The sequence below is a fragment of the Kitasatospora sp. NPDC056327 genome (assembly GCF_042261735.1).
GTDB lineage: Bacteria > Actinomycetota > Actinomycetes > Streptomycetales > Streptomycetaceae > Kitasatospora.
Genome location: NZ_JBHJRC010000285.1, coordinates 1 through 10822 on the forward strand (window position 1 = coordinate 1; position 10822 = coordinate 10822).

The window sequence follows — 10822 nt, forward strand, 5'->3', positions numbered from 1 at the left end:
CCCCTCCGCCGTGCCGGAGGGGCGGGCACACCACGTGGGGGGTGTTCAGACGGGGTGGCGGTGGAGGGCCATGTGGACGGTGTCCGCGGCCTGGATCAGGGCGGCCCGGCTGGTGCCGGTGGGGTGGAGGGCGCCGATCAGCAGGAAGCCGTGCATGACGCCCTGGTAGCGGGTCGACACCACGGGGACGCCGGCCGCGCGGAGCCTGGCGGCGTAGGCCTCGCCCTCGTCCCGCAGGACGTCGGCCTCGGCGGTGACCACGAGGGCCGGGGGCAGCCCGGTGAGCTGTTCCAGGGGTGCCCGCAGCGGCGCCGCGGTGGCCTCGCTCCGGCGGGTCTCGTCGGGCAGGTAGTCGTCCCAGAACCGGCGCATGTGCTCGCGGTGCAGGAAGTACCCGGTCGCGAACCGGTGGTAGGACGGGGTGTCGAGGTCGGCGTCGGTGACCGGGCAGAGCAGCACCTGGTGCAGCAGCCGCACGTCCCCGCGGCGGCGGGCGAGCAGGGTCACGGCCGCGACCAGGTTGGCGCCCGCGGAGTCGCCGACGGCGGCGATCCGGTCGCCCGCCAGACCGATCCCGTGGCCGTGCGCGTGGATCCAGCGGGCCACCGCGTAGCACTGCTCGACGGCCACGGGGTAGCGGGCCGCGGGCGCGCGGTCGTAGTCCACGTACACGACGGCGGCGTCCGCCCCGAGGGCGAAGTCCCGCACCAGCCGCGCATAGCAGGCGGCGTCGCCGAGCGACCAGCCCAGGCCCGGCAGGAAGAGCACCACCGGCACCGGTTCGCAGGTGCCGGCGGGCCTGGTCACCTGGACGCGCACCCGGCCGGTGGGTCCGCAGGGCAGGACGAGCCACTCCGTCTCGGTGCCGTAGGGATCGTCCGGGTCCGGGCCGGTGTCCGGCCCGACGGCCGGAAGGCTGTCGAGGGCGAGGAAGGAGAGGTCCGGCAGGTCCGTCGCCGCCGCTCCGGCCCGGGCGTCCAGGAACTCCTGGAGCTCCCAGTCGAGCACCAGTCTTCGGGCCGGGTGGGGCGTGGGGTCGGACAACTCTTCGCTCCTGGCGTGGTCGGAAGGGCGCTGCGCGCGGCACGTGCCCCGGGCGTCCACCCGGTCCGCACCGAACGGAAGGTCACCTCCGACGCCGCGGGCACGCCACGAGCACGCGACCCGACGCTACTGCCGGGAGCCGGCCGCAGTGGTCTGATCGTGCACGGATTCTATGCCGGGGCGCACCGCTCGTCATCCGGCGCCGGCCCGGTGACGCTCGTGCTGCCCTCCCCGACCCCCTCCCTCGGTGCGATCGTGCCCTCCGGGGCAGGCCCCCGGTGCACGGGGAGCACACCCGCCGGTCAGGAGGCCCGGCCGCGGGTCAGGAGGTCCGACCGCCGTCGGCCCGGGCGGCGTGGGCCTGCCACTCCCGGGGCGAGATGCCGTAGGCGTCCCGGAAGGTGCGGCTGAAGTGGGAGTGGCTGACGAACCCCCACCGGTGCGCGACGGCGGCCACGCCGGCCGGCCGGCGGCTCGGCCGCTCCAGGTCACGGCGGCAGGCGTCCAGCCGGCGCTGCCGCACCCACTGGCCCACGGTCGTGCCGTCCTGCTGGAAGAGCTTGTGGAGGTAGCGCACCGAGATGTGCTGCGACCGGGCGATGGAATCGGGCCCCAGACCGGGATCGGCGAGGTTCTCCTCGATGTGGGCGCGGATCCGCGCCAGCAGCTGCGCCGAACCGCCCGGGTCCTCCGGGGCCTCCCGCTCCATCAGCTCGGCGACCAGGACCGCGAGGATGTCGCAGGCGCTGCGCGCGAGGCAGTCGCCCGGCCGGGCCGGGTGCGCCCGGGTGGCGAGGGTCCGCAGGAGCTGGGAGGCGAGCGGGCCGACCCCCTCGCTCCCCCGGGCCACCAGCCCGCCCGTGCGCCGGACGTCGGCGCGGCGGACGCCCAGGTAGAAGCACGGGACGCGGAACCGGACCATCCGGCAGCCGGTGTCCCACAGCAGGCCAGCCGGGTGCGGGGAGGTGCCGATCAGCAGGTCCCCGGGGGCCAGTGCCGTACCGGTGCCGTGGCGCCGGACGAGGGCCGGGCCGTCGAGGTGCAGGACGACGTGGAGGCAGTCCTCCGGGTCGGCGCCGGGGGGCGGGGAGAGGATGTCGATGCAGCCTTCGGAGTCCCGGACGGGCCGGAGGTGGTCGTTCTCTGGGAGGGAAGAGGTTCCCGACGGGATCACGAGGGGCTCCGATCGGTCGGTGGGGGGGTGCCGGGTCAGGGGACGGCCGCCCACCGTGTCGGTGATCAAGGTCGTCCCGGCGCCATTCATACAAGGACCGGAACAGGTCGAACAACGTTCAACAATCGCCGTTCACCGCGACGCGAACCGGCCGGGACGGGGCGCCGCCGGGAGCTCCGGCAGGCCTCCGGCCGGAGCCGGGAAACCGCGAACACACCTTCCGAACAGGGGATTTCGGACCCCGGCCGCCCGGCACCGGCAATCGCGGCGGCCCGCCGGGCGGGCCGGGACCGACGCCGGAGCGGGCCCGCTCCGGCCGCCGAGCGGTGCGCGGACCGGCACGTCGCGGTGCACCGCCGGAACACCGGTCGCCGTTCGCCGCTCCCCCGGGCACCCGCGGGACCCCGGCCCACCCGGCGCCCCGGACGGCGTACCCTCGGGGAGCCGCGAACGGCGGCGGGACGGGACCGTCCGCGGACACGGGCAGGACCGGGCCCGGGCGGTGCGAGGACGAACGGGAAGGCGTCGATGGCAGGGTCGGACGGTCCGCTGTCCCGCAGCGGCCTCCGCGGACGGGAGGCCGAACTCGCGGAGCTCCGGACGCTGATCACCTCGGTGGCCCGCAGCGGGAGCGGCGGGCTGGCCCTGATCCAGGGGGAACCGGGCATCGGCAAGACCACCCTGCTCGCCGAGGCCGTCTCCGGGGCGAGGGCGGCGGGCTTCTCCGTCGGCCTCGGCAGGGCCGACGAGCTGCACCACATCGTGCCCCTCTCCTCCCTCGCCGCCAGCATCCTGCAGGGCGACCCGCCGCTGCTGTCCGGCGACGCCTTCACCGACCTCGCCCGCCACCACGACCAGCGGATCTGGCTGGTGGAGCGCCTGGCGGAGGCGATCGAGGCCAGGGCCGCCGGCACACCGGTGCTGATCTGCCTGGACGACGTGCAGTGGGCCGACGCGCTCAGCCGGTTCGCCCTGCAGCAGCTCCCGTCCCGGTTGCGGACCTCCCCGGTCCTCTGGATCCTGACCGGCCGGCGGGAGCCCGCCGGGGCGGCGGAGGAGATCGTCGCGGCCGCGACCGGCAGCCTGCCGACGGTCACGGTGTCCCTGGGGCCGCTGTCCGGCGCGGCCATCGGCCAGCTCGCCGACGACACCCTCGGCACGGCGGTCGACGCCTGGGTGCGCGATCTCCTCGACGGCGCCGGCGGGAACCCGTTCCTCGCCGTCGAGATGCTGGCCGGGCTGCGGACCGTCGACACCTCGGCGGAGGTCGTGCCCTCCAGGCTGGTGGTGGGCGTGCGCGGCCGTCTGAAGTCCCTGCGGCCGGACACGCTGCGCTTCCTCCAGATGGGAGCGGTGCTCGGACGCCGCTTCGGCTTCCACGACGCCGCCGCGCTCTGCGACCGGCCCGCCGCCGCGCTGATCCCGGCCCTGGAGGAGGCCGTGCGGGCCGGACTCCTGGACGACGACGGCGAACAGCTGGTCTTCCGGCACGACCTGCTGCGCCAGGCCGTCTACGCCGACGTCCCGCCGTCCGCCCGCAAGGCCCTGCACCGCGAGGCGGCGCACCGCCTGGTCGCCGCGGGCCGCCCGCCGGCCGACGCGGTGCCGCACCTCCTGCGGGGCTCGCTGCCCGGGGACGAGGAGGCGGTCGCGCTGCTGCGGCGGGCGGCCGACGACGTGCTGCCGGTCACCCCCGGCCTGGCCGCCGACCTCATCACCCGCGCCCTCGACCTGGTGCCGGCGCCGGGGCCGCTGAGGTTCTCCGTCGGCGAGCAGGCGATCCTCACCCTGACCCGGGCCGGCCGGACCCGGGAGGCGCTGTCGGCGGGCGACCGGCTGCTGGCCGAGCGTCCGCCGCTGGAGGTGTTCGGCCGGCTCCAGGCCGCCCTCGGCGGGACGCTGTGGACCATGGACCTCACCGAGGAACTGCTCCGCCGCACCGAGGCCGCCCTCGGCGCGGGCGGCGCCGCACCGGAGATCTGCGCGCGGCTCGCCGCCCTGCGTGCCCTGGCGCTGTCCCGGGGCCGCGACCTCGCCGCGGCGCGCGAGGCCGGCGAGGGCGCGCTGCGCGACGCCACCGCGGCCGGGGACCGCGAGGCCCACGTGCTGGCGCTCTCCGGGCTCGGCGAGACCGCGCTGAACTCCGGTGAGAACGCCCTCGCACTGACGCGCTTCGCCGCGCTGAGCGCCATCGACTCCGCCTTCCTCCCCGAGGAGGTGGTCGCCCACCTGCACCTGGACGACTTCGGATCCGCCGGGCGCCTGCTCCTGCGGGCGGCCGAGCAGGCCGGGACGGCGACGCGTCAGGCCATGCTGCTCTGGGCGCAGGGCCAGCACGACCTGGGCCTCGGCCGGCTCGACGACGCCGACGCCGGCTTCGCGACCATGGAGCGCCTGGAGAACGAGGTGCGGATCCCGGTCCAGCAGGTGAACGGCCGGGTGATCCGCTCCCGGACCGCCCTGCTGCGCGGCGACCGGGAGGCGGCGCTGGAGCACCTGGCCGCGGCACGGGAAGGTCTGGCGGCCAAGCCCAACCCGGGCAACACGGCCGCGGTCCGCTTCCTGGAGGCCGTCCACGCCGAGGCCGAGGGGGACACCGGGCTCGCCGTCGACCGGATCCGCCAGGTCCAGCGGGAGGGATCCTTCATGCGCTGGCGGCTGCTGCGGGACTGGGTCGACTCCGCGGTCCGGATGTCCCTGCGCGACGGGAACCACGAGCTCGCCGAGGACCTCGCCGCGCAGGCGGAGGCCCACGCCGGGCGCAACCCGTCGGTGCCGACCGCCGCCGGCCTCGCGGCACAGGCCCGCGGACTCGTGCGGAACGACCCCGCGCTGCTCGAACACTCCGTGGAACTCCTCGCGGTGAGCCCCCGTCCACTGGCCCGGGCCGCCGCCTGTGCCGACCTCGGGCGGGCGTTCCTGGCCGCGGGCCGCAAGGACCGGGCGGTGGCCGCGCTGACCCGTGCGCGCGGCACGTTCGCCGAGGCCGGCGCCCATGCCGAGGCGGCGCGTCAGCAGCGCGCGCTGGAGAGCGCCGGGGCCGCGGCGCAGCGGACGGGCGGGGCACCGCGGCCCGTCCGGGGCTGGGGGTCCCTCACCGCCTCCGAGGAGAAGGTGGCCCGCCTGATCGCCCGGGGCCACACCAACCGGTCGGCCGCCGACGAGCTGGTGGTGTCCCCGCACACGGTCAACACCCATCTGACGTCCGTCTTCCGCAAGCTCTCGGTCAGCTCCCGGGTCCAGCTCGCCAACCTCGTGGCGTCCCTGCCCGAACACTGACCGGGCCGAACACTGACCGGGCCGGGCGGTGACCGGGGCGGGCGGTGACCGGGGAACCACCACCGGTCCGGGTTGGTACGTTCACGTGATGCCCGGACGCCCCCGGACCCGGTTGGCTGGGGCATCCACTCCCCCGCCCCGTCGGAGGTCACCGGCATGCGCAGCGCCACCCCCGTTCGGCCGACCGTCGTCCTGGTGCACGGGGCGTTCGCCGACGCCTCGTGCTGGGCGGGGGTCGCCGAGCGGCTCCACGCCGCCGGAGCGGCCGTGCGCGCCCCCGCGAACCCGCTGCGCGGGCTGGAGGAGGACGCGGCGCACCTCCGGAACGTGCTCCGGGACGTCGACGGCCCGGTCGTGCTGGTCGGCCACGGCTACGGCGGCGCGGTGATCACCCACGCGGCGACCGACGCCGAGAACGTCGTGGCCCTGTGCTACGCCGCCGCGTTCGGCCTCGACACCGGCGAGTGCGTCCGGGACATCTCGAACCGCTTCGCGCGCTCACCGGTCTCCGACGCGACCGTCACCGCGGCCCTTCCCGGCGAGCCGCCCGGCGGCCCCGGCAGCGGACTGCGGATCAGCGACGAGCACTTCCCCCAGCTGTACGCCGGCGACCTGCCGCCCGCGACCGCGCGGGCGCTGTCCGCGGCGCAGCGCCCGGTCGCCCCCGGCGCACTGACCTCCGGGTCGGGCCCGCCGGCCTGGGCGTCCAGACCGTGCTGGTACGCCATCGCGACCGCCGACCGCCTGCTCGACCCGGCCGCCCAGCGCTTCATGGCGCAGCGCATGGCGGCCACCGAGCACCCGGTGGACGCCTCGCACGCCGTGGTGCGGTCCCGGCCGGACGCCGTGGCGGCGATGATCCTGGAGGCCGTCGGGCGCACCTGCGACGACGGTGCGCGGGAGGGGTTCCGGACACCCCGCACGGAGGGGAACCCCCGGGGTGTTTAAATGGCGTTCAAACGGGAGATCGCGACCGGACCGCTTCCGCGGGCCCGGCGCCGCTCCGGTTCCGCGCACGACCGGCCCCGGTCGCCCCGTCACCCCGGAAGGCACCAGCATGACGTCACCGGCCGGACCGCCGGTGCGGCGGATCGCCGCCCTCCTGACCGGAACCGCCGTCCTGCTGTCGGCCCTCGCCGGGTGCGCCGGCGGTGCCGGCTCCCGGTCCGCCGGGGGCGAGGTCACCTCGATCACCGCGCTCGACTACTACACCGACGAGCCCGAGCACGCCCAGTGGGGCGCGCTGCTCGACGAGTGCGGCCGGAGTGCCGGCGTGACGGTCGAGCGGACCAGCGTCCCCGGGGCGTCCCTCGTCCCCAAGGTCCTCCAGCAGATCTCCTCGCGGACCCTGCCGGATCTGCTGATGCTCGACAACCCGGACCTCCAGCAGATCGCCCGGACCGGCGCGCTGGCCCCGCTGGACGGGTTCGGCATCGACGCCGACGGGTTCGCCGAGGGCATCCGCTCGGCGGGCAGCTACCGGGGGAAGGTGTACGGGCTGGCCCCCAACGTCAGCACCGTCGCCCTCGTCTACGACAAGGACGTGCTCGCCGAGGCCGGCGTGGCCGTGCCGACGACCTGGGACGAGCTGAAGGCCGCCGCCGCCGCGCTCACCCGCCCCGGGCGCTACGGCCTGGCGGTCGACGCGAACGCCACCTTCGAGGGGACCTGGCAGTTCCTGCCCTTCCTGTGGTCCAACGGCGGCGACGAGCGGCGGCTGGACACCCCCGAGGCCGCCCAGGCGCTCCGGCTCTGGGTCGACCTGGTGAACAGCGGGTCGATGTCGAAGTCCGTACTGAACTGGACGCAGGCCGACGTCCACGACCAGTTCGTCGCCGGCCGGGCCGCCATGATGATCAACGGCCCCTGGCGGATCCCCGCCCTGAACCAGCAGCCGGGCCTGCACTGGGACGTCGCACCCGTCCCCGTCCCCCGGCCGGGCCTGACCCCGGTGACCCCGCTCGGCGGCGAGGTGTGGACGGTCCCCGGGGGTCCGTCGAAGGCCCGGCAGGAGAAGGCCGCCCGGGTGCTCGCCTGTCTGAACACCTCGTCGAGCATGCTCACCCTGGCCGGGGACCACTTCACCGTGCCCTCCCGGACCGCGGTCGCCGCCCAGTACGCGGAACGGACGCCCTCGATGGCCGCCTTCGTCCGGAGCGTGGCGGCGGCCCGCTCGCGGACCGCCGGGCTCGGCGTCGAGTGGCCCGCCGCCGCCACGGCGATCTACACCGCGGTCCAGTCCGCGCTGACCGGCGAGCGCACCCCGGAGGAGGCCCTCGGGCATGCGCAGCGGCTCGCGACCGGCGGCTGACCGCCGCCCGGCGCGGTTCGGGGAGCGGGCCGCGCAGTGGCTGTTCGTCGCGCCGGCCGCGGCCTACCTGGTGCTGTTCTTCGGCGGCCCGCTCGCCGGGAACCTCGTGAGGAGCTTCCAGGAGTACACGGTGACGAGCTTCCACACGGGTGGGGCGCCGTTCGTCGGGCTGCGGAACTACACGGCGGTCCTCTCCTCGGAGCTGTTCCCCGGGACGCTGCTGACCACGGTCCTGTTCACCGCCGGCTCGGTCCTGGGACAGTTCGTCCTCGGTCTGGCCCTCGCGCTGTTCTTCCGGCGCAGCTTCCCGCTCAACGGGCTGCTGCGCTCGCTCCTCCTGCTGCCGTGGCTGCTGCCGCTGGTCGCCTCCGGAACCGTCTGGCGGTGGATGCTCGACACCGACACGGGAGCCGTCAACGCGGTGCTGCGCGGCCTGCACCTCTCCTCCTCCGGCGTCCCCTGGCTCACCGGCACCTCGCAGGCACTGCTGTCGGTGGTCCTGGTCAACATCTGGGTCGGCGTCCCCTTCAACACCGCCCTGCTGTACGGCGGTCTGCGGGAGATCCCCGCCCAGCTGCACGAGGCCGCGAAGCTGGACGGCGCCGGGCCGTGGGCCTCGTTCCGCCACGTCACCTGGCCGCTGCTGCGGCCGGTGGCGGGTGTCGTGCTGGTGCTGGGCGTGGTGTACACGCTCAAGGTGCTGGACATCGTCCTGGTGGTGACCGGCGGCGGGCCGGCCAACGCCACGGAGACCCTCGCCACCCGGTCCTACGAGCTGTCCTTCCGACAGTTCGACTTCGGCCGCGGCGCCGCGACGGGCAACCTGCTCCTGCTCCTGTCCTTCGTGTTCGCGCTCGTCCACCTGCGCGCCGGACGGCTCGCCGGGACCGCCGGGGCGGGGGCACCGTGAAGCGCGCGCCCGGCCGCCGCGGACGGCGGTCCACCCGGTGGGCGTCCACCGTCGTCGGGACCCTCCTGCTCGCGCTGATGCTCCTCCCCGTCTACTGGATGGTGAACGCCTCCCTCCAGCCGGCCGGCAGCCGCGTGCGGGGAGGGTGGTTCCCGCACGACCCCGACTTCGGCGGCTACGCCACCGCACTGCGCGACCAGGGGCCCAACCTCGTCACCAGCCTCGTCGTCTCCCTCGGCAGCGTGGCGCTCAGCCTCTCGCTCGCCGCGCCGGCGGCCTACGCACTGGCCCGGTTCCGGCTGCGCGGGACGAGACTCGTGCTCCTCGGCGTGCTGGTCACCCAGGCGGTGCCGGGCATCGTCGTGGCCAACTCCCTCTACGGCGTCTACAACGATCTGGGGCTGCTGAACTCCCGCCTCGGGCTGGTCCTCGCGGACTCCACCGCCGGGGTCCCCTTCGCGCTCCTCGTCCTGCACGCGTTCATGCGGAGCATTCCCGGGGAGATCATCGAGGCCGCTCGCGTGGACGGCGCCGGGCCGCTGCGGGTCTTCCGCTCCGTGGTGCTGCCGCTGAGCAGGAACGCCCTGATCACGTCGGCCGTCTTCACCTTCCTCTTCACCTGGGGCGACCTCCTCTTCGCCCTCACCCTGACCACCACCGACACGGTCCGGCCGGTCACCCTGGGCGTCTACCAGTACCTCGGCGCCCACACCGACCGCTGGAACGCCGTCATGGCCACCGCCGTCCTCGCCTCCGTTCCCGCCGCCGTGCTGCTCGTCCTCGCCCAGCGCCACCTCGCCGGCGCCGCCACCGAGGGGGCCCTGCGGTGAGGGGCTGCCGGAACCGGCCCGGTCGGCTCCCGGATCCAGTAGGTTCACGCGATGTCCCGCCGCCGGCCCGCTGGCAGGGTGGTGTCCCGGAAGGCACACCAGCGGAAGGACCGGAGTCCATGACACCCGGCGTTCAGGACGTCAGGGAGGGCAGCACGTGCCTCTCCACCGCGCCGCTGGCCGCCGCCGAGCGGGCGGAGGTCTGGCACCAGGCGGTGACCCACACCTTCGTGCCGATGTCGGTGCGTTTCCTGGAGGAGACGCCGTCCCCGGGCACGATCGTCAGCCACCGGCTGGGCCCGGTGCGGATATCGAGGATCCAGGCGGGGCCGCAGGTGGTGACGCGCGGCGCGCGCATGATCTCCGCGGGCGGGCCGCCCTCGATCATCTTGAGCATCCAGGAACGCGGCACCTCGCTCAAGGAGCAGGACGGCCGGGAGTCGGTGATCCGGCCGGGCGAGTTCTCCTTCACCGATTCGTCCCGCGTCTTCCGGAAGAAGGTCGACGAGGACTTCGCCTTCACCTCCTTCCACTTCCCCCGCGCGGAGCTGGACGTGCCGGAGAAGGCCCTGCGGGAGCTGACCGCCACCGCGTTCAGCCGCGCCGAGGGCAGTGCCGCGCTCCTGGCGACCTACCTGACGCAGATGGCGCACGAGGCGGAGCGGCTGGACGAGGGCGTCGGGCGCCGCGCCGCCGCGACGGCGCTCGACCTGCTGGCGCTGCTCGTCGACGACCGGAGCGGGCAGTCACGGCCGCAGGAGTCGCAGAGCGCGGCCTCGTTGGAGCGGGTCAAGGACCACATCCTGCGGAACCTCCGCGACCCGGGCCTCTCGCCCTCCGGCATCGCCGAGGCGAACCACATGTCGCTGCGCCTCCTCCACAAGCTGTTCCAGCAGGAGGGCGTCAGCCTCGGCACCTGGATCCGCACCCAGCGCCTGGAGCGGTGCAGCCGGGACCTCCTGCGGCCGATGGCCGAGGAGCTCGGGGTGGCGGGGATCGCCCGGCGCTGGGGCTTCGCCAACTCCAGTCACTTCAGCCGTACCTTCCGCGAGGCGTACGGCGTCTCCCCCCGGGACTGGCAGGTCGGCGCCGGGGCGACGGACCGAGGCGGACGGGCAGAGGCGCCGGACTGAGGCGCCGGCCCCCGGCCGGCGGAGTGCGTCCAGCCGGATCTCCTCCCACGCGAAGGCGCCGGTCCCTGGCCTGACCACGGCGGCGGTGAACCGTCCGTACCAGCGGCCGGTGCCCTCGACCCGGGCCGGATCGTCGACCCC

8 protein-coding genes are annotated in these 10822 nt (G+C 75.4%); 6 read left to right on the forward strand and 2 right to left on the reverse strand.

The genetic code is table 11. The features are described from left to right. Window positions 1-45 precede the first annotated feature (45 nt). Window positions 46-1044, reverse strand: a complete 999-nt coding sequence (locus ACFCX4_RS29750) for an alpha/beta hydrolase (protein WP_376149035.1) — start codon at window positions 1042-1044, stop codon at window positions 46-48. Window positions 1045-1366: 322 nt separating this feature from the next. Continuing rightward, window positions 1367-2218: a helix-turn-helix domain-containing protein gene (locus ACFCX4_RS29755; protein WP_376149038.1), complete on the reverse strand. Its 852-nt coding sequence runs from the start codon at window positions 2216-2218 to the stop codon at window positions 1367-1369. Window positions 2219-2746: 528 nt separating this feature from the next. Between ACFCX4_RS29755 and ACFCX4_RS29760 the strand changes: the two genes are divergently transcribed. From ACFCX4_RS29760 to ACFCX4_RS29785, 6 genes are all read left to right on the forward strand, one after another. Next, the gene (locus tag ACFCX4_RS29760) at window positions 2747-5497 is read left to right on the forward strand and encodes an AAA family ATPase (protein ID WP_376149041.1); all 2751 of its coding nucleotides are present in this window, start codon (window positions 2747-2749) and stop codon (window positions 5495-5497) included. A 156-nt stretch (window positions 5498-5653) separates the two neighbouring features. Next, window positions 5654-6445 carry an alpha/beta fold hydrolase gene (locus ACFCX4_RS29765; protein WP_376149043.1) on the forward strand — a complete coding sequence of 264 codons (792 nt, stop codon included), beginning with the start codon at window positions 5654-5656 and terminating at the stop codon, window positions 6443-6445. 109 nt (window positions 6446-6554) lie between these two features. Beyond that, window positions 6555-7808 (forward strand): ABC transporter substrate-binding protein, encoded by a 1254-nt coding sequence (locus ACFCX4_RS29770; RefSeq protein ID WP_376149046.1) that lies wholly within the window; start codon window positions 6555-6557, stop codon window positions 7806-7808. Continuing rightward, the gene (locus tag ACFCX4_RS29775; RefSeq protein WP_376149049.1) at window positions 7780-8718 is read left to right on the forward strand and encodes a carbohydrate ABC transporter permease; all 939 of its coding nucleotides are present in this window, start codon (window positions 7780-7782) and stop codon (window positions 8716-8718) included. The genes ACFCX4_RS29770 and ACFCX4_RS29775 overlap by 29 nt, the downstream gene beginning before the upstream one ends. Further along, complete coding sequence (locus tag ACFCX4_RS29780; RefSeq protein ID WP_376149052.1) at window positions 8715-9548, forward strand: carbohydrate ABC transporter permease; 834 nt, start codon at window positions 8715-8717, stop codon at window positions 9546-9548. The genes ACFCX4_RS29775 and ACFCX4_RS29780 overlap by 4 nt, the downstream gene beginning before the upstream one ends. 119 nt (window positions 9549-9667) lie before the next feature. Continuing rightward, on the forward strand, window positions 9668-10681 hold the full coding sequence (locus ACFCX4_RS29785; protein ID WP_376149055.1) for a helix-turn-helix domain-containing protein: 1014 nt from the start codon (window positions 9668-9670) through the stop codon (window positions 10679-10681). The last annotated feature ends 141 nt before the right edge of the window (window positions 10682-10822 follow it).

What these genes read in the sequence shown, in the direction of transcription:
- ACFCX4_RS29760 (WP_376149041.1), top strand. Translation starts at nt 2,747, where the DNA reads ATGGCAGGGTCGGACGGTCCGCTGTCCCGCAGCGGCCTCCGCGGACGG.
- ACFCX4_RS29765 (WP_376149043.1), top strand. Translation starts at nt 5,654, where the DNA reads ATGCGCAGCGCCACCCCCGTTCGGCCGACCGTCGTCCTGGTGCACGGG.
- ACFCX4_RS29770 (WP_376149046.1), top strand. Translation starts at nt 6,555, where the DNA reads ATGACGTCACCGGCCGGACCGCCGGTGCGGCGGATCGCCGCCCTCCTG.
- ACFCX4_RS29775 (WP_376149049.1), top strand. Translation starts at nt 7,780, where the DNA reads ATGCGCAGCGGCTCGCGACCGGCGGCTGACCGCCGCCCGGCGCGGTTC.
- ACFCX4_RS29785 (WP_376149055.1), top strand. Translation starts at nt 9,668, where the DNA reads ATGACACCCGGCGTTCAGGACGTCAGGGAGGGCAGCACGTGCCTCTCC.